General features: G+C 48.5%; 19 protein-coding genes. 7 read left to right on the top strand and 12 right to left on the bottom strand.

What is annotated here, in order from left to right; genetic code table 11:
* Position 1: 1 nt before the first annotated feature.
* The 3 genes from F1379_RS22335 to F1379_RS29835 form a co-directional block, all read right to left on the bottom strand.
* Positions 2-277 carry a hypothetical protein gene (locus F1379_RS22335; protein WP_150274161.1) on the bottom strand — a complete coding sequence of 92 codons (276 nt, stop codon included), beginning with the start codon at positions 275-277 and terminating at the stop codon, positions 2-4.
* A gap of 41 nt (positions 278-318) precedes the next feature.
* The gene (locus F1379_RS22330) at positions 319-1,722 is read right to left on the bottom strand and encodes a hypothetical protein (protein WP_150274159.1); all 1,404 of its coding nucleotides are present in this window, start codon (positions 1,720-1,722) and stop codon (positions 319-321) included.
* A 430-nt stretch (positions 1,723-2,152) separates the two neighbouring features.
* On the bottom strand, positions 2,153-2,293 hold the full coding sequence (locus F1379_RS29835) for a hypothetical protein (protein WP_162551242.1): 141 nt from the start codon (positions 2,291-2,293) through the stop codon (positions 2,153-2,155).
* Between the two features lie 438 nt (positions 2,294-2,731).
* Between F1379_RS29835 and F1379_RS29830 the strand changes: the two genes are divergently transcribed.
* The 4 genes from F1379_RS29830 (at position 2,732) to F1379_RS22315 (ending at position 5,692) form a co-directional block, all read left to right on the top strand.
* Complete coding sequence (locus F1379_RS29830) at positions 2,732-2,884, top strand: hypothetical protein (protein WP_162551241.1); 153 nt, start codon at positions 2,732-2,734, stop codon at positions 2,882-2,884.
* 276 nt (positions 2,885-3,160) lie between these two features.
* The gene (locus F1379_RS22325) at positions 3,161-3,370 is read left to right on the top strand and encodes a hypothetical protein (protein WP_150274157.1); all 210 of its coding nucleotides are present in this window, start codon (positions 3,161-3,163) and stop codon (positions 3,368-3,370) included.
* A 79-nt stretch (positions 3,371-3,449) separates the two neighbouring features.
* The gene (locus F1379_RS22320; RefSeq protein WP_150274154.1) at positions 3,450-3,692 is read left to right on the top strand and encodes a hypothetical protein; all 243 of its coding nucleotides are present in this window, start codon (positions 3,450-3,452) and stop codon (positions 3,690-3,692) included.
* Positions 3,693-4,681: 989 nt separating this feature from the next.
* Positions 4,682-5,692 (top strand): thermonuclease family protein, encoded by a 1,011-nt coding sequence (locus F1379_RS22315; protein WP_150274152.1) that lies wholly within the window; start codon positions 4,682-4,684, stop codon positions 5,690-5,692.
* A gap of 181 nt (positions 5,693-5,873) precedes the next feature.
* Here F1379_RS22315 and F1379_RS22310 read toward each other — a convergent pair whose 3' ends face one another.
* From F1379_RS22310 to F1379_RS22285, 6 genes are all read right to left on the bottom strand, one after another.
* On the bottom strand, positions 5,874-6,167 hold the full coding sequence (locus F1379_RS22310) for a hypothetical protein (RefSeq protein WP_150274150.1): 294 nt from the start codon (positions 6,165-6,167) through the stop codon (positions 5,874-5,876).
* 51 nt (positions 6,168-6,218) lie between these two features.
* Positions 6,219-7,085 carry a DNA methyltransferase family protein gene (locus F1379_RS22305; protein WP_150274147.1) on the bottom strand — a complete coding sequence of 289 codons (867 nt, stop codon included), beginning with the start codon at positions 7,083-7,085 and terminating at the stop codon, positions 6,219-6,221.
* 89 nt (positions 7,086-7,174) lie between these two features.
* On the bottom strand, positions 7,175-8,218 hold the full coding sequence (locus F1379_RS22300) for a phosphoadenosine phosphosulfate reductase domain-containing protein (RefSeq protein ID WP_150274145.1): 1,044 nt from the start codon (positions 8,216-8,218) through the stop codon (positions 7,175-7,177).
* Positions 8,219-8,225: 7 nt separating this feature from the next.
* Positions 8,226-10,220, bottom strand: coding sequence for a DNA cytosine methyltransferase (locus F1379_RS22295; protein WP_150274142.1), 1,995 nt, complete (start codon positions 10,218-10,220; stop codon positions 8,226-8,228).
* 62 nt (positions 10,221-10,282) lie between these two features.
* Positions 10,283-11,416, bottom strand: a complete 1,134-nt coding sequence (gene dnaN, locus F1379_RS22290) for a DNA polymerase III subunit beta (RefSeq protein WP_150274139.1) — start codon at positions 11,414-11,416, stop codon at positions 10,283-10,285.
* 1,316 nt (positions 11,417-12,732) lie between these two features.
* Positions 12,733-12,933: a hypothetical protein gene (locus F1379_RS22285; protein WP_150274137.1), complete on the bottom strand. Its 201-nt coding sequence runs from the start codon at positions 12,931-12,933 to the stop codon at positions 12,733-12,735.
* 288 nt (positions 12,934-13,221) lie between these two features.
* Between F1379_RS22285 and F1379_RS22280 the strand changes: the two genes are divergently transcribed.
* The 3 genes from F1379_RS22280 to F1379_RS22270 all read left to right on the top strand — a co-directional run bounded on the left by F1379_RS22280 (position 13,222) and on the right by F1379_RS22270 (position 14,412).
* A complete protein-coding gene (locus F1379_RS22280; protein WP_150274135.1) occupies positions 13,222-13,563 on the top strand; it encodes a hypothetical protein in 342 nt (113 codons plus the stop codon).
* A gap of 175 nt (positions 13,564-13,738) precedes the next feature.
* A complete protein-coding gene (locus F1379_RS22275) occupies positions 13,739-14,074 on the top strand; it encodes a hypothetical protein (RefSeq protein ID WP_150274132.1) in 336 nt (111 codons plus the stop codon).
* Positions 14,075-14,142: 68 nt separating this feature from the next.
* Positions 14,143-14,412, top strand: coding sequence for a hypothetical protein (locus F1379_RS22270; RefSeq protein WP_150274130.1), 270 nt, complete (start codon positions 14,143-14,145; stop codon positions 14,410-14,412).
* A 1,160-nt stretch (positions 14,413-15,572) separates the two neighbouring features.
* On the opposite strand, the gene F1379_RS22265 is transcribed toward F1379_RS22270, so the two are convergent.
* The 3 genes from F1379_RS22265 to F1379_RS22255 form a co-directional block, all read right to left on the bottom strand.
* Positions 15,573-16,391 carry a hypothetical protein gene (locus F1379_RS22265; RefSeq protein WP_150274128.1) on the bottom strand — a complete coding sequence of 273 codons (819 nt, stop codon included), beginning with the start codon at positions 16,389-16,391 and terminating at the stop codon, positions 15,573-15,575.
* A gap of 44 nt (positions 16,392-16,435) precedes the next feature.
* The gene (locus F1379_RS22260) at positions 16,436-16,960 is read right to left on the bottom strand and encodes a hypothetical protein (protein WP_150274126.1); all 525 of its coding nucleotides are present in this window, start codon (positions 16,958-16,960) and stop codon (positions 16,436-16,438) included.
* Positions 16,961-17,580: 620 nt separating this feature from the next.
* Positions 17,581-19,038, bottom strand: coding sequence for a hypothetical protein (locus F1379_RS22255; RefSeq protein ID WP_150274124.1), 1,458 nt, complete (start codon positions 19,036-19,038; stop codon positions 17,581-17,583).
* Positions 19,039-19,116: the final 78 nt, after the last annotated feature.

Here is a 19,116-nt window from a genome sequence, read left to right as displayed (position 1 = left end):
ATTACGCGATCATCGTAGTGCCTAAAGGTCGCAGTTTATATGTCCATTCACCTCTCCTGAAGAACAACCATTCCCCTCTCACCTCGAAAGAGCCTGTGAAAGACTGGATGATACTCGGATAATGATAAGCAGGCGTGATACTGGATTTTCCCAGCTTTTGCTTCCCCTTATCTTCATACACGTAACGGATCTGGCCTATAGGACCTGGATCCGTTTGTATCACGTAACCGTCTTCTGTTTTATATCTCATTTCAACCTCAACCATTATTGCTTTCATCAAAATCTCCTCCAAATGAATACTATTTCGGACAAGCAGATTTACTTAGGGTAGACTTGTCCCTTGTATCCTGCTAAAAAAAGATCATCAATTCCTTTGGCTATTTGTTCTGGCCAAATATAGAAAAAAACCTCAATATTATGGGCATTTAATATTTGTCGTGCTCCCTGGAAACATTGCAGAACTGCTTTCCCTACACTCTCTTCTTTCGATTGAGCATCCGCATCAAAACCAAGAATTACCCGTTTTGGTTTTAAAGCAAGGGTTGGTTCAAGCAAAATGCGCCATGATGAAACACCGGCCGCCTGCAGATGCAGCTCTTCTGTGAAATCCGAGGCGATATCGCCCTTTAGCGGACCCTCACCCCACCATACTGTTGAAGTGTCCATAACTTCCGTTATGCACTGTCCGGGTTTCCAATGTTCAAGAACTGAGCTCGGTACCGCACAATGATAAGGAGCAGGGTCTCCATTGCTAGTTCCTTTTAAAACACCCATTTTGGGATTAGGATTTGAAGCGAGCCAGCCATACCATCTATGCTTGGACACGATACGAATAGGATCCGCCAATGCGATGGTTACAGGTAAATTGGTCTCTTCTCCTTCCCACACAATTTCACCAGTACTCTTGTCAGCAACAGTAATGATTGAGTCACCTTGAACAATGTACTGCCCGGGACCTTTAACACTAATAACAATTTGAGGTGAATCGTAGCGAATTTGAAATCCACATATGTTATTATTGATATCTCGAAAAGGTAAAAGCAGGCCCGGCTTTCCGCCTATTGTCCAATAGGGTAATTGGCGTGATTGACAGAACATAAATCCAGGTATACCATCAGGTTCGCCTAACTGGTCAATTATCTTCTTAGCTGACAGATAGCGATGTTTTTTATCAGAAGGTAGCGATCGGTACTCTCTAAGGTGTATTTGTCGATCACTAAGGCGACGTTTCTTTGAACGCAGCTCATCGGCATGGGCTTGGATTAAGGGGAACTCATTCATTAACAATCTGAAATATTGATTCAAGACTGGATTTTCTTTTTTAAAATTTTCAGTTCTTAGGGCTGGAGCTGGTTTAAGCTTTCGTCCCTCTTCATTCATCACAGGAGCTTTTATTGTTCCATCTTCGTATTCAATCTCAATGCCAGCAATATGAGCGACAGCTTCCACGGCCTCAATAAATTCTTTTCCGCTAGGTGATGGATTGTTCCATTTACGATATGCATAATAACTGATAGGATCAGATCCTGACTCAATAGAGCCAAATGCTGTCCAACGTCTCATATCAGGAGTTATACAAAGAGAAGGTGTTTTTTCTCCGCCATTTCTATAAGTATAAAAATGCCGGCCCTCTTCTTTTAACTCATCCCCCAAAGCGTACGCAAAATCGGCTAAATCAATTTCCTTAATTTCGTTTAATGTTTTTTGACTAATTCTAGACATCTCCACATCTCCCCGGATTTTTTTGACAAACAAAAAAACCCTAATGTGTAGAAGATGTGGACAGAAAAATCCCACATACATCCACCCATTAGGGTTTCATTCTTCAAGGTTACGATCAGCATAGAAACTGATCAAAATAATAATAGATATGTTTCCATATTAAGTCAGATCAAAATAAAAATCAACTATTAAACTATGAAAATTCGCCAATGAAAAAAAGAACCTTTTGTCCTAAGAATATCCCAATGTATGCCCCTTACCATACATTCGAACACTTCCTCGAGCTCAGTCGACGTCATCGGTATGCAGATAGCAGACCTGCGCAACCGGAAGAAAAACAGGAGCACGAGTTGGAGCTCTCAGTACAGCCGGCGCTGGCGCTGCTATGGCGCTCAGATCGCATCGGCGCAGCCGGAAGAGCGAGGCAGGCTTACCACCTGCTGGTTTGCTGCGCAATGACCGCTGCCTCCAGTATACCAGACGCGGCGCCTGGCGCAGCCGGATCAATCAAGAGCACCACCTCCGGTCCGCTGTAGCCTGCCGCAGTCACCGGTATCCGCTCATGGCCCATCCACGCTTCCGCCAGAACCAGGACTACAAATACAGCCTTCTGATCCCCTGTGCACCCCCTACTGTCCAGGTTGCCTATCGCTACCCACCCGGAGCATTCGTGGTTGGTGGAAGAAAATATTAAACCGGTGAGTTTCCACGCGCCGAACGCGCAGAATGGGAATCTCGGCTTCGGCCAGAGCGCCGGGAGCGCGAGCTGTAGTTGTTGGCGCCGGACGCTGTCGCCGGACACCCCGAAGGAAAGCCCGGCTTCGACCAGAGCAACAGGAGCGTGAGCTGCTCGTGCCGGCCACTGTCGCCGGACGTGCCGAATGGTAAGGCTTCGGCCAGAGCGCCAGGAGTGCGAACTGTAGTTGCTGGTACAGGCCGCTGTCGCCGGACGCGCGAATGAGAAACCGGGTTTCGTCCGGAGCAACAGGATTGCGAGTTGCAGCTGCTCGTGTCGGCCTCTGTCGCCGGACGCGCCGAATGGGAAGCACGGCTTCGTCCGGAGCAACAGGATTGCGTGCTGCAGCTGCTCATGTCGGCCGTTGTCACCGGCGCGCCGAATGGGAAGCCCGGCTTCGGCCAGAGCGCCGGGAGCGAGCTGTAGTTGCTGGTGCCAGCCGCTGTCGTCGGACGCGCCGAATGGAAGCCCGGCTTCGGCTGAAGTGCCAGAAGGCGAGCTGCAGCTGCTCGTGCCGTCTGCTGTCGCCGGACGCGCCGAATGGTAAACCTGACTTCGGCCAGAGCGCCTGGAGTGCGAACTGTAGTTGCTGATACAGGACACTGTCGCCGGACGTGCCGAATGGAAAGCCTAACTTCGGCTGGAGTGCCGGGTGCGTGAGCTGCAGCTGCTCGTGCCGGCCGCTGTCACCGGCCGCGCCGAATGGAATGGGAAGTCCGGCTTCGGCTGGAGTGCCGGGTGCGCGAGCTGCAGCTGCTCGTGCCGCCCCCTGTCGCCGGACGCGCCGAATGGGAGACTGGGCTTCGTCCGGAGCAACAGGATTGCGTGCTGCAGCTGCTCATGTCGGCGCTGTCACCGGCGGCGCCGAATGGGAAGCCCGGCTTCGGCCAGAGCGCCTGGAGCGAGCTGTAGTTGCTGGTGCCGGCCGCTGTCGCCGGACGCGCCGAATGGAAGCCCGGCTTCGGCCAGAGCGCCGGGAGTGCAACTGTAGTTGCTGGTACAGGCCACTGTCGCCGGACGCGCCGAATGGAAAGCCTATCTTCGTCTGGAGTGCCGGGTGCGTAAGCTGCAGTTGCTCGTGCCGGCCCCTTTCGCCGGACGCGCCGAAAGGGGAGTCCGGCTTCGTTCAGAGCGCCTAGAGCGCGAGCTGCAGCTGCTCGTGCCGGCCGCTGTCACCGGCCGGGCCGAAAGGGAAGCCCGGCTTCGGCCAGAGCGCCTGGAGCGCGAGCTGTAGTTGCTGGTGCCGGCCGCTGTCTCATCCAGATAACCATGAACACGACCCGATAGTTTGCTGTGCATCTCTGGCTGTCTCGGCATGCCCAACTAGGCCCCCAGTGCAGCCGCAGAATTAGGAGTGGTTCTGCAGGTTTGCTACGTAACCACAGCCGTTGCCAGCATGCCCAATGCAACTCGCTCGGCCAGCCGGAAGACCTGGAGAACCGGTGCCGGCTTGCTGCCTTAGTCAACGGTATGCCTTTCGCAGTTCCCGACGTATCCAAAGTGTCGCCAGTACACTGATCGCGGTCTGCACTGCGCATCCTGAAGAGTGAGGAGCACCCGCTAGTATTGCTGTGTAGCAGCCACTGTTGCCATTATGCTGATCGAGGCCCCAAGCCATCCGGGAAACTGAGTCACTGCGGCTGTCACCGGCATTTTGATCCGGTCCCGTCCGGCGCGCGTCTGCGAGAATCAGTAGCACCAACTGTCCGCATATTGCGCAGCCCCCATTATCTTCGGGCATTCCGATTACGTCCCCCGGCACATCCGGAAGAACCAAAATTAGGCCTGCAGGTTCGCTGCGCGTCGCCACCTGTCGCTACACACGCCCTGGTCGCGGCGCACACTGGCCATCAAGAACAGCCAGGGGAACGAACCGAGCCGTACAACCGTCCACTGTCGCCAATATGCAGCGCAGCCGCCCAGCACTTCGGCAAAAGTTAGGAGAACGAGCACAAGCACTCTGCCCGCTGCTTTCGCCAGAATGCTGATCTAAACCTTCCCTAGCCCACATTAATTAAACATTCAGGAGCACAAATCTGCTGGTTTATTTCAGCGCGGCTTCAACGGCTGATTACGGTGCTGTGCGATGGATCGCCCGAATTCTTCTGAAGTAATACGGGTCCAGGTCAGATATGATTTCACTTCCTACTCTTGCTCTATAGTAAATAATGGTATAATCAAATCATCAGGATTTCAGATTTATTATTAAAGGATGTTGATTTCATGTTCAGGTCAAAAAAGTATTGGCTATTACTCATTCTATTTATTATTTTTGAATCAGTACTTTTTTCCTCTACAGTTACCCGCAATGCCATAATTTTTAATCTTTTTTTGAGTGCATTTGCTTCAATTCCAGCATGGCTTATTGGGATGATAAAACCTTCTGCAATAATCAAGTGGGGTCCACTACACAAAAAAACACGCCTTAGAGTTACAACATTAGTAGGCAGTCAATTTCTCGCAAGTGCTCTCCTTATGTTCCTCATGGTTACTATTAACGAGAGCAATTCATTAGTCCAATCTCTACCGCTTGAAACTAAAGAGCTCCCTACTATTGAAGAAAAATCAGAAGTTTCGAAAAATAGAAAGTTTATTGAAGCCAAAGTGACTAAAGTAACTGATGGAGATACATTTACAGTTGCTTTGAATAATGGCCAAGAAGAAAAAATAAGAATGCTACTTATTGACACTCCAGAGACCAAGCATCCGGATAAACCTGTTCAACCCTTCGGCGAAGAGGCAAGCACATTCTCAAATGAAAAGTTGGCAGGTCAAACGGTGAAACTTGAATTCGATGCTGCCGAGAGGGACCAGTATGGACGGCTTTTGGCCTACGTATACTTAAGTGATGAGAGTATGTTTAATGAGGTTTTGCTGGAGAAGGGGTTGGCTCGTGTAGCGATCTTTCAGCCAAATGTAAAGTATGTCGACCAGTTTAAAGAAATTGAGCAACGAGCAAAAAAACAAAAAGTTGGTATATGGAGTATCGAAAACTACGCCTCAGATAAAGGATTTAATGATAAAGATGCAGCTGTTCAGAATCCGTCAGTTGAAATTAAATCTACTCCTCCCAGTAAAGAGATCACACAGAGTACTAACGACGAAAAAGTGGATTTTGTTTATTTTAAAAATTGTGATGCTGTAAGAGCTGCAGGGGCTGCTCCTATTTATGCCGGGCAACCTGGTTATACCCGCAAGCTAGATCGGGATGGTGATGGTATAGGGTGTGAATGAAACAAGCCCCGATGTAGGGGCTTGTTTTTTTGAATATTTTTGAATTAGAAACCTTCTCCAGTACGTTTTTATTGCATATAGAGTAGCCTTTCTTCTTCATACAATTCCGTCATGTGGTATCCTAGTACCTTCTTGGAAACGGCAGTGGCCCATAACTACATGCAGTACAGTACACTTAAAATTAACTGTTGCTAACATGTGACGTATAGTACAACTGAATATAGTGTTCTCTAATGATTTTGTAGGCATGCACCTGGAAGTAATAATTATAATTCCGCTTCGTTCTTTCTCGATTATCATGAATAAATTTCATCACATCCTCTGCATCGTCGAACATGGATGCACGGTATGAACGTACATCCACTGAATCAGCTTCAGGCAAAGATAAAACCAATGTGCCCATATCTTCAGGATTACTTGAATTAAATTCAAGGATAAGCAAGCGCGAATCAACAATACATGTTCCGAAGTTCATTTTTATTCCTCATTTCTACCAAATTAGTGATAAAACAAACTGTAAGTTATTTTAAAAACTAAATGCTAATTGGCCAGCTGCTGCCAGTTTTGTATTAGGTGAAAGAACTAGCGAAAGCGGCTCTGCATTTTGGTTAAAGCCTTTGATGTTCTCACCAGGTATTGCATACCACGGAGCATAAAAGTACATTTGAATTCGGCATAATTTCGTGGCAATTAAAGAGATATCTTGTGCATAGGCTCTAAGAAAATAATTGGAAGCTGGAAGAAGCATAGCCCCGCATCCTACACAAGAATCCATTACGGTTAACTTTTTCAAAGCCTCTGGATCTTGATCTCCGCGGACAATCTCTGTCATAAAGACGCTGATATCCATCGGTGTAGGATAATACCCTAGTCCCTGCTTATATCCCTTGCCGGTCTGATCGCATAATAAGTCTGAAAGGTAGTCCGTTGGATTATCAAGAATCAAAAAAAGATCGAAAACTTGATAAAAATGCTGATTCAATTTTTTGGAGATCCTCGGCATGACATCAGTTGCAGCAAGGCCCCATAATAACCAATCTGCAAATAGATCCATGTTCGCCTCATGATGATTTAGACATTCTGTTAACATTTTCATCGTAGCAATACTCTTACTTTCCGCTTTATGGACCCAGTTAATTTTGGGGATAGGGCCACTTCCCTCAATGGTTCCCTTTTCTAAAATCGTTGTCCAGTAATCCCATCTTTGCCAAAGCAAATCATCATAGGCCAAAAGAAAAACTATTAACCAACCTCGTTTTTGATATACTTCATCTGCATTTTGTGGCAATCCATTGATTGCTACAGAATTTTCTCTGATACTAAACTGCAGCTTATGTAACTGTTCAACAGAAAAACGTTCAACTCGGTACAGGTCATTTTTTTTATCTTTCAATTCAAATCCTCCTAATTAGACCGCCCTACTGCACAGGAACGGTGTAATCTCCCTGTGCAGAGGGCAATATACTTAGGCATTTCATGTCATTACGAACTTAATAGTTCTTGAAGCACAACATTAAAGGATACTCCGCCCAATCTCGGGCTTCCAATTTGACGCTCTGTCTCCGCCCATTCCGTGAGCATATTTGGATGTTTCTTGCCTAAACAATAGATTTCCTCATCTCCGGCAAATGGGCAGCCTGAGCAAGCCACACGTTTGACGTAGTGGTACACAGGATTGTAAGGCGTCTTCATCCAAAACAAGAACTCCCAGATATCCTTGATGCTCCATTCAATAACAGGCCTGGCCGTCATACGTAAGAGTAGTTCATCTCGCTCCGGTTCAACAGGAATGTTCGATCTACTCAACCCTTCCATATGACGTTCTCCCGATATTAATAAAGGGGCAGGCTTTGTTACATTTATGGTTGAGCCGTGCCTGGTATGAGAAGGCCTAAATTTTGCTGGCTTCTGATCCAATCTAACTTGACCGAACTCCATTTCATCCAGATAATCTCGCATTGGGAGCATTTTTAAGTTTTTGGTACAATGCCTCCGCTTTGCAATTGGCCAACATGAAATGTGTTCCCGCAAAAGCTTATGAATGCCCATGCTGTCCAACGTCACAAAATCACTGATATTAAGCCATCTTATAAATCTTGGGATAAAGGAATATGTTTCTGGCCACTCATCCTTTGTATCCGCAAACATCATAAACAGAGACTCTTTTGGGTACTTCATCCTGGTCAATATTGAAATAGCCTGCGAATCCTTCCCTCCGCTGAAACAAACACCTACCTTCTGTCCATCTTGAAGATTTGGTAGACGTTCTAAGCTGGTAAGTACTTTATCGCCTAACTCCTTACGAATCTCACCATTACGTACAGACTCTTTGATGATGGAGCACCACTCTATTTCAGAACGTTCGCATATATTGTCTGTTGGCTGATAATTCTTAGGTGGACAAAATGTATACTTTAAATCCCGATCAAATAATTTGGGAATTACGGTAATCATTTCACCCGCTTCAGAAATATCAAAAGTTACTTGATGACGGTTTCCGATAAAGTAATTTTCTGTTCTTGTCATGGCTCACCTACAATGAAAAAGCCATCTGGGTTTCTGTTTCTGGCTTATAGCGTTCAAGACTAAGCTTTCGACCGCTCCCCGTACAATGTTCTGGTAAATTAGCTCTTACCAACGCATTTGCAAATGCGGGTGGAACGGCGTTACCGCAGCGAGCCACCTGATCTTTCTCCGGATATTTATTTCCATTTGCATCTACATCAATGATGTAACTTTCAGGAAACCCATTTGCCCTAAACAATTCCCGCGGCTTGAGCATACGCATGCCGACATCAACAATTTGATAATCAACGCCCTCAATGGTGATCAACCCGAACAGATCCTTAGAGGTATCCAGGTGACCAACCAGTTTCTGGCCGTTTTCGGTGCTACCGTTGTATTTAATTAGGCGCGCTCTTACCTCGCCAACATGCAGCCCGCCAGCAGTAATCGTCGGCATAGGCTCTGTAACTGGCTGTCCATCCTTGCAGGTACCGCGCAGCTTGACCAGGTGTGAAGTGACCAATGTACTGTGTCCTCCTCCCCCGGCGGTTACTGTCCCGATAGGCTTGTCTGCCGCACTGCCTACAGACTCCCCGAAGTGCCGGGCGATATGTGCCGTCACCAGCGCATGCTTTCGGCCGCCGGAGACTACTGTTCCCAATGGCTTTTGCAGCCCCGGGGCCCGTGGACTTTGACCTGGACCCTCTCCATAGCCGATCTCAATCAGAGTGGGACTTACTATCATGTGATGATTTTCAGTAGTAATCGTTCGTAGTGGCTCTTCTGGCGGACTACCAGGATGGCCTGTTGTATTAACAGCCAGTATAGGCGCTGCAATGCCCCAGCCATTCTTTGCCGTCACAGTCTGTAACGGTTCACCCACACTCTGCCCTCGGAACTGTTCGCCTTGATGATTGACTTTTATTAGATACGGAGCAAGGAACGGGGTTCCTCCCGCCTTTGAAACTTGTATGATGTACTTATCCAAACTCCGAAAGATCCGCCGCTCTGTATTAGCAGATAGCGGCCTTTTCACATTGATACCATATTTTTTTTTGATGTTTTTTGCAGAATCAAAGATACTTGGGCATGGAATGTCCCAGTCAATGATTTCTGCTGCCGTCCGCCATGGTTTCAGCAATCCCAATTTAACTTCTTTACTTTCTGGATCACCGTGTGTAGTCTCAGGCCAAACAATAGGACGACCATCACAACGGGCTATCAAAAACAGCCGTTTGCGAATTGTCGGGGCACCAAAGTCACAAGCCCGCAGTTCACGCCACTCTACTTCGTAGCCTTGCCGTCGGAGCGCATTTACGAAGGATTTAAACGTTATCCCCTTCCTCTTAGGGTCAGGGATAAGCACGCGTTGCTCATATGGAACAGTTTCGTCAGGCTCTGAGACGACGATTAAATCGTCTTCATCCTCATTGTCATTCGAAATTCGTTTCAACATTCTTCCTGTCTCGGGATCTCGTTTCGGGATGAGTGGCCCCCACGTTTTAAATTCCTCAACGTTTTCAAGTATAATTACACGTGGCCGTACCGTTGCAGCCCATCTTACCGCAACCCATGCCAGCCCGCGGATATTCTTTTCCACCGGCTTGCCGCCCTTTGCTTTAGAAAAGTGCTTACAGTCCGGGCTAAACCAAACCAAACCTACCGGCCTACCTGCTGCAACCTCACGAGGATCCTTATCCCATACCGATTCGCAATAGTGTTTTGTCTCGGGATGATTAACACAGTGCATAGAAATTGCATCCGGATCATGATTGATTGCGACGTCAACACTACGGCCGATGGCCATTTCGATTCCTGTACTCGCACCTCCGCCACCTGCAAAATTATCTACAAAAATTTCGTCCAGGTAGACATCCTCTAGAACATCTCGGTATTTCTCATCTAATTTTAGTAAGGCCTGCCATCTATGTTCTGCATGCCTCCAAGGTGTACTGAAGATTGCATCGCGCTCTTTCTCGTAAGAAATTCTTCTTTCTTGCCTTGTAAGAAACCCAATCCTCATTAGAACTATTCCTCCCAATAAAAAAGAGCCTTCATGAATTGAAGACCCTCTTAAATGTATTATTATTGCCGAACGGCATTCACAACTGCAACTTTACTGTTCTCTTGTGTAGGTTCAGTAATCTTCACTGGTGATTGTGGCCCTGAAAAGGAAAGCATGAGCTTATCTGAATTAAAGGCCTTTAACACATCAATCATAAAGAAAACATCAAGCACAATTTGCATATTCACTTGGCCATCAGAATCACAGATAACAGATTCTTTCGTTTGTCCGATGTCTGTCTTGCCGACAACGGTCATTTCGCCATCTTTAACAATAAATGTGGCCACTTTCTTACTTTGAATAAGTACGCTAGATCGCATCAGTGCAGCATATAAAGCTTCCCTATCCGAAATCGTTTCTGTAATAAAGGTTCTCGGTATGAGTTGCTCTACTGGTGGGAATTCACCTTCTTTTATCTTCGAGGTCAATAATATGCCCGGCCCCATGACGCTTATTAACGATTTTGAAATGGTTACTTTCAAACTCACATCATTGCCAACCTTTTCAAAACATCTAATAATTTCACGACAAGTCACAACACTTAAGGTTTCTCGAAAAGGACTGGCCTTAACATCCCTAATGTAACTGCAGAATAGCCGGTGCCGATCAGTAGCTGAAAATCTCAATGAATTTTCTATTGGAAGCATCTCAACATTAACACCACTCAATAATGTATCGTCATTCGAAGCAGAGCTAACAGTACTCTTCAGGGCGCCAACAAACTCATGAGCAGCAATCTCAAATTTGCTAACAGACTTTTCCTGGATATTGATTACCGGATATTCACTATGATCCATTAACGTCAGCTCAAAATTTGGCTTCCCTGCTTTTATCCGCAGCATTTTTTCTGATACGAATAAAAAAATGACTTCTCGTTTAGGCAGTTTCTTAAATACATCCGATATCAACTTGGCTGAGATGACGAACTCCGTATTCGTTTCTGAATAGACGACATCTTTACCTGCGACACATGTGAATACAATTCCATCACCACCGGTCATAAGTACATTCCCCTTTTTGGTCTCAATCTTAATTCCGGATAGAATTACATTCGTTGAGTCGGAACAAATCATTGCAATGTTCGATAACATACTAGTGAATTTTTCCCTATCCTTCACTTCAATTTGAACTTCTCCCTCATGAATCTTTGTCATAGTAAATAACCTCCAAGAATAATTTATTTACCTTCTCTGGAACGCAAAAAGGCCCAGAGACGGACACCTGGACATAGTAATAACTACGTCAACACATGCCGGCTCTAGGCCTTATTTCTTCAAAGTAACGATTGACCAAGGTCAATCCAAAAAAGGTATATAAGGAAATATATCATGAATTCTTCACTTAGGACAGACTGAAATCTACAATGGGTTCCAAATTGGAGATTTACAGTTGTCCCACGTCTTAGTCCGCGCGGACCGCCTTGCTGCACGCGCTTGGGCCACGAGCGCCCGTCTAGTCCTGTCATCACCCGACTTCATGGCGGTAATACCGGGTGACGACCAACGCCAATAAAGACGTGCCCGGGGATAGGGGGCACGTAACGCTAGCGGCCGGATGGACGTCCGCCCTTCAGTGGGAGCTAACGGCGGGTGACAGCTCAGGAAGGACAAGCCCCGCGACGTGATCCCACATATTGCTCCTCCGATCTTCCTTCGCCTGTCCCCTACAGCGACCCCAGTGCACCGGCAAGCCGCTCGGTCAAGTCGCTCTGGATGCTCACGATTCTGATCGTCGCAGGGGCCACGTCCTATCCATCAAAAACACAATCATTGTATATCCTGGTGAACTCTTCAGGATCGTTGCTACTACTGGCGCAGTGCCGCCTTCTCCGTGCTCGTCCGCCGAAGAAACCAGCCCCTCTTCTGAATCAGGAGCGGGACCATCGTCCTATCGCACTGCTGACCAGACCAGCTCAACATATTGCGGCCAGTAATGACCGTTATTGCTGCTAGGGCCTCCCCTGCGACGCGACTGTGACGGCGAGCTGGAGGCTCCAGCGCTGCTGTTGGTGCACCTATGGCTGTATCGCTCTTACAATCGCCATCATAACCTACTCCGGCGCACCCACGTCCAGTCTGGTTCGACGCTGTAGACGGCCTCGTACCACATAAGGGCAGCCCTCTCCGGGACATCCGGCGGACCGGTGTAAGCCTTTGAGCTCACACATCGTCGCGCGGATAAGTGAAATCCATAACACAAACCGACCCAACTCGCGGAACAGCGAGGCGTCCAATGGCAGTCCACTTTTCAGCTCCCACATTTACGGCCTAGAACCTCGAGGATTCCTAATGCATCACGATGGAAATCCGGACGAGATGCGGCTCACAAACACGCGCGGCATCACGGCCTGGTAGCTCTTCAATCATAAGGACGGCGAAGCAGGACCTGCCGCAAGCGGGCCGAATCGGGTACAGAACAGTTCCGATGTGGTGCGTCGCAGTTATGCTCGCGGAACACTATTTGTGTTTGTTTACTCGCGTTCATCTTTTTCATGTTCCCGCTTAACCTTTGAATCTAAATACCTGCGTAATTCTTGCGATTGTTCGCTCGCCAAGAAAGAGTTACACAAATACTTTATCGCCTGGTCGTCACTCGAAAAAACAAATTCCTCTTTTACTTTGTTCAGCAAATTCCGGGTGTCTTCAAAAATATTTGCAACAGTTCTTTTCATACCCTATTCCCCCTATTGAATTCAATATACCATACAATGAATTATATTTTCAAATAAGTGAACTCATTATTATTGATTTAGAACTCAAAAAAGGTTTATAATGAATTCATAAACAATTAAAATGAAATCAGGAGATGAGATGGATGTATTAACAAAGTTTGGTGGCATGGGTCATCCACATTTGGCGGTGTCGTAAAAGTTGTTGAAAAATACGAAGCATACGCCGTCATGAACATCGCTTAATATCTGCTGCAGCCGTGACAAGACGGCGGGCTGATGGAGGATAAAATGGAAATCACAATTAAAGAAACAAATCATGTGGTTGAACTTAATCTGATTGACCGTAACGGCATCAACTGGATTCAAGATTTCGTCGGAAACAGTGACGGCTTTCGTCCAGGGGGCATCGAGAGAAATGCGTCCGGGCAATACTTCGCTACCGCCGAAGAATATGCCTGGTGGAATAAAGTAGTAAGCGACCGGCAGAAGTTAGATGAGCGCGTAGCTGATCTGAAAGAAGGGTACGGCAGCGAGGTAGTGGATGCAGTGCTGCACGCCGCTGGAAGTTTTGATTTAGAGGATGAAGCGGCTGCATTTCACTCCGCTCTGGATGATTTCGAGGGAAAATAAAAGCCGCTGGATGCGGGAACATCCAAGCGGCCAGAGTGGGAGAGATTTGCACCCGTCCCACTCTCCACTATAACACAGAGATATGTGACACGCTCGGGCGCATAACACGGTTGTGCGCCTCTTGGGTGCCGCATGGCATACTAAATCGGTCAATGACTAAAAGGAGAATGCACTTATGCAGCCGTCTCAAATGATAAAGAGATTTATTGTTAAGGCCACTGGACAAGAGATTAAAGTTATAATCATAGGCAAACGTGCTAATTATGAGGTTGATAAAATGATTTTTTCCAAGAGTGTAGATGGAGAGACAACTATACTGTCCATCAAATCTCAAAAACTGTCCTCTGAAAACGGCGACATACTGAACATAACATGTGAACAATCATTAAGTCATGATTATACCTCTAAGCACTACAGCCCAGATGGGAATAATGATTACAAGTATTCACCGGCGTTGTTGCTTACAGTCCACAATGGCGAAATATTCGTTAACCGCAACCTTCTTGATTAAATATGCCTTAGTGCGTGGATTTAAATACAATATTTTGATATTGTAGAGTATTATAGGGAGGCGATTTTATGGGCAGAACTTCCATCAGCCAAAAGCTTAGAAAGGCCAGTTCGGACGAGCGTAGGGTCGAATTGGCTCACCAGTGGGCTGAGGAATGGCGATCGGAGTATGAAACGCATGTACGAAACTTTGAACGAGCGATCCGTAACGAAGATCATGACTTATTGGTACGCACGCTGGGGTGGCTAAAAGCAGATGGGATCAAGCGATATGACGCACTACCGCGAGTAATGGCCGCAATCGCCAGTGCCCCATCAAAGGAGACTGAAGAAATTTGATCGGCCGATACACCAAGAGATGTTCCTTCTCACCATGCGGAGCAGAGTTTAAAACGGATACGGAGCATCAGCGATATTGTTGTCCAACCCACAAAACATACGACTACCGGCGCCGCCGCGCTAAAACCGCCGTTACCCGCATCTGCAATAAATGTGGGAGGGAATGGCAAGAACCGAAAGCGGCTAAAACAACGGGATCAAAACCGGGATATTGTGCTGCTTGTCAAGCGTATTATGAGGACCACTATAAACAAACAATAAGCCCTGACCATTAAGGTCAAGGGCTTCTCTCTTTTTTATCCGCATCCGACCATCCAGAGCCGGATGAATAAGTAACTTCATTTTCTTTCTTTCAATCCAACTCCCAACAAACATGGGAGACAAGTGCGTTCGAATACTCCGTATCACGCAAATATATAGTATCATGGTTTGGGACAATCTGTAAACACTTTAGAGGGAGTTCATTTACAAATACTGACTAGCTCACTGAGGATCCAGCTACTAACGTTGCCTGTGACCAACCGGTGCTTATCGCTCTACTAACTTGGAAAGCAACCGAACATTAAAGCACATGACCTCATGGTAAGATACTTTCTCTGAAGCTGTCAGCTGCCCCATGCCCCATAGGAATAATTCAGCTTTCGGTATACCCTACAGTCCTGCCGTTGTCCCGGACTCCTGGAGCCCGGCTTCATCCAGAGCATCGGGAGGGAGCACGGGCTGCAGTTGCTCGTACCTGCCGCTGTCCCCGTACGTGCCGAACGGGAACCGGGATTCGTCCAGAGCGCCGGGAGCACGAGGTGCAGCTGTTCGTGCTGGCCACTGTCGCCGGCCGCGACGATCGGGAACCAGGCTTCGTCTGTAGTACCAGAAGCACGAGGTGCAGTTGCTCATACCGGACTCTCCGAACGGGAAGCCACTGCTTCGTCCAGAGCGCCGGGAGCACGGGCGAGCTGCTCGTGCCGGTCGCTATCGCCGGCCGCGACGATCGGGAACCGGGATTCGTACAGAACCCAGGAGCGCGAGCTGCAGCTGCTCGTGCCGGTCGCTGTCGCCGGCCGTGCCGAACGGGAACCGGGATTCGTCCGGAGCGACGGGAGCGCGAGCTGCAGCTGTTCGTGCCGGTCGCTGTCGCCGGCCGCGCCAACGGGAACCGGGCTTCATACGGAGCGACGGGAGTGTGAGCTGCAGTTGCTCGTGCCGACCGTTGTCGCCGGACCCGCCGAACGGGAACCGGACTTCGTACAGAACCCAGGAGCACGAGGTGCAGTTGTTCGTGCCGGTCGCTGTCGCCGGACCCGCCGAACGGGAAAGCCCACCTTCATCCGGAGACGCCGGGAACGCAAGCTGCAGCTGCTCGTGCTGGCCACTGTCACCGGACCCGCCGAACGGGAAAGCCCACCTTCATCCGGAGACGCCGGGAACGCAAGCTGTAGCTGCTTGTCCTGGCCACTGTAGCCGGACCCGCGGAACAGGAAGCCCGCCTTCATCCGGAGACACCGGGAACGCAAGCTGCAGCTGCTTGTGCTGGTCACTGTTGCCGGACCCGCCGAACGGGAAGCCCCGGCTTCATCCGGGGCACCAGGAGCGCAAGCTGCAGCTGCTCGTGCTGGCCACTGTCGCCGGACTCGCCGGACGGGAAGCCCAGCTTCATCCGGAGACGCCGGGAGCGCAAGCTGCAGCTGCTTGTGTCGGCCGCTGTTACCGGACCCGCCGAACGGGAAGCCCGGCTTCATCGGAGACACCGGGAGCGCAAGCTGTAGCTGCTCGTGCTGGCCACTGTCGCCGGACCCGCGGAACGGGAAGCCCAGCTTCATCCGGAGACACCGGGAGCGCAAGCTGCAGCTGCTCATGTCGGCCGCTAGTGCCGGAAGCGCCGAAGGGAAGCCCGGCTTCATCGGAGACACCGGGAGCGCAAGCTGTAGCTGCTCGTGCTGGCCACTGTCGCCGGACCCGCGGAACGGGAAGCCCAGCTTCATCCGGAGACACCGGGAGCGCAAGCTGCAGCTGCTCATGTCGGCCGCTAGTGCCGGAAGCGCCGAAGGGAAGCCCGGCTTCGTCTGGAGTGCAGGAAGCGCGAGCTGTAGCTGCTCGTTTCGGCTGTCGCCGGACGCGCAGAATGGTAAGCCTGGCTTCGGCCAGAGCGCCGGGAGTGCGAACTGTAGTTGTTGGTAGAGGCCACTGTCGCCGGACGTGCCGAATGGGAAAGCGGGTTTCGTCCGGAGCAAAAGGATTGCGAGTTGCAGCTGCTCGTGCCGGCCGCTGTCACCGGACGTGCCGAAGAGAAGTCCGGCTTCGTCTGGAGTGCCGGGTGCGCGAGCTGCAGTTGCTCGTTCCGGCCCCTGTCCCGGACGCGCCGAATGGGAAGTCCGGCTTCGTCTGGAGTGCCGGGTGCGAGAGCTGCAGCTGCTCGTGCCGGCCGCTGTCGCCGGACCCGCGGAACGGGAAGCCCGGCTTCATCCAGAGGCGCAGGGAGCGCAAGCTGCAGCTGCTTGTGCTGGCCACTGTCGCCGGACCCGCCGAATGGGAAGCCCGGCTTGTACAGCACCAGGAGCGCAAGCTGCAGCTGCTCGTGCTGACCACTGTCGCCAGATCCGCGGAACGGGAAGCCCTGGCTTTATCCGGGGCACCAGGAGCGCAAGCTGCAGTTGCTCGTGTTGGCCGCTGTCGCTGGCCGCGCCGCAGGATGCGAGCTGTAGTTGCTGGTGCCCCCGCTGTCGCCGGACGCCTGGAGCCCGGCTTCATCAGGAGCACCAGTCTACACCTTTATTTTCCGAGTCTAATACTATATTTTCTTTTAACACACGACGTGGACCTTCAGTGCTGGGAGGAGAGCACGAGCGCGTCGCCTGCAATTGGACGACGATGACCTGCACACTCTCGGATGACGCACGTGATTCCGGCGGATCGAAGTAGGATCGGACCTGTGCGCACATCGCTCACCGGTTGGCGGCTTATATGCAGGTGGTTTGGGATGATCTGGGCAACACCTGCGGGGTAAACGGGCCGAGCTACGACAATGAACCGAGAGCGTATAGAGAGTTTACCTGCCGGCAGACGCTCTATTGAGGGAGATACAAGTGTTGGAGCACTAACTGGATCATTAGATCCAGCTCATACTGCAATAAAATCTACTCTTTCAAACCAAGTACACTATGTCCGAGAAGGCTACTCTTCATTATCTTGTTCTTCATCATCCATTTCATCTTGCAGCGCCTCATTTAAATTATCTTTCTTTTTCCTTTTCCTCAACAACTTATTCCAAAATCCTGTCCGTTTCACTGGTTTTATCTTTTTGAGTATTTCTGGAGAGATTATCTCACCTGCAATTTTTAAAAAGAGTGACTCCAACTCGTTCTGCATTTCATCACTTAATCGTTTGTTCTGCCAAAAGGCCTCTCCATTCACATAAATTTCTGATAATTCAGAAATCATTGGAAGATTATAAAGATGATCAACTCCATAAGCTTCCTGGAGCCCTAAGCTGTGCTGTTTATGCAACTCAGGCGAAGATCTATTCGCAATGACAATCACTTTATCTTGTATAATTCGCAAAGAATCAGTATATTTCTTATGTTCGCGATTCACCCGAAGCGGATCAAATCCGCTTACCAATATGACCTTGTTTGCTTGCTTCAATATTATCCGTTCTCTCTCGTCATTCAACCCATTGCTCATATCATAGAATAGGATCGGATAACTACGAGCAAAACCAACCAGGTGAGCAGTACTCATAAGCTCCCATTGCTGCTCAATGCAATCCTCTCGATGTTTCACAATATAAGGGACACCATTCGAAATCAGTTCTGTTCCCGCTTGGACAGATTCTTTTTCAAGAATTTGTTTGTGCCAGCTGCTCCATGGATAGGAAAGTTCTTTATTTCTTATTATGGAATCCCCATGAATTAAGTCGTACCAGCTATTTTCTGCTACCGGAGATTCGCATACACCAACTTGGATATTCAAATCATTTAGATACTCTGCAAAAATACGAGTGAATATAGAAGAGCCAGCATAAGGAAAGGCTGAAGCTACAGCGATTAGCTGAGGTTGAATGAATAATTGTTCATACACAATTTTTTCTTTTTCAACAACCTCTTTTACTATACGAACCTTCTTTGGCTCTTCTTGCTTGATGTTAATGCCCTGGCTGATAATCTCCTCTGCTTTTTGTTCAGTAGACATTTCAGATATTTGTTGGGCGATTTGATTAACCTTACCTCGAAACTTCTCAATATTTTTGTAAGCTGGTGGAATGGCTAATTGTTCAAGATAAGAATTAGGTAAGCTGCCCTCATTAAAGATATCGAATACTGAGTGCGTTGTAAGTTTTGTTAAAAAAATATCCTGTTCTGATCGGTCACAGAAGAAGACAATACGTAACTGTAAACTGATCCGCCGTAAGTCCTCTATTATCTGCTCCCACTCTTCGTCAGTTCCAAGCTCACCAATTAGTTCATCGCCTAAGAATAACATGTTGGCCTGTGTTTCAATAAACCTTTTAACCAACATATTTCTTGTGTTTACCGTTGAGACAATGACTCCTACTTTTGCGTGTTCTAAATCTTCTTTGATTAGATTGTCCAACTCTTCATTGCCTGTAGCGATAATTATCGTGTAATTCATGAAAATTAACACTCCTATACAAACAAAACCGTCACAGTAATGGACATTGGCAACGACCAGTAATAGTGACGGCTTTAT

The organism is Paenibacillus tepidiphilus (assembly GCF_008635795.1).
GTDB classification, from domain to species: Bacteria; Bacillota; Bacilli; order Paenibacillales; family Paenibacillaceae; genus Paenibacillus_AQ; species Paenibacillus_AQ tepidiphilus.
Note: the sequence above shows the minus strand (reverse complement) of the source record. Positions and strands in the feature narration are given on the sequence as shown.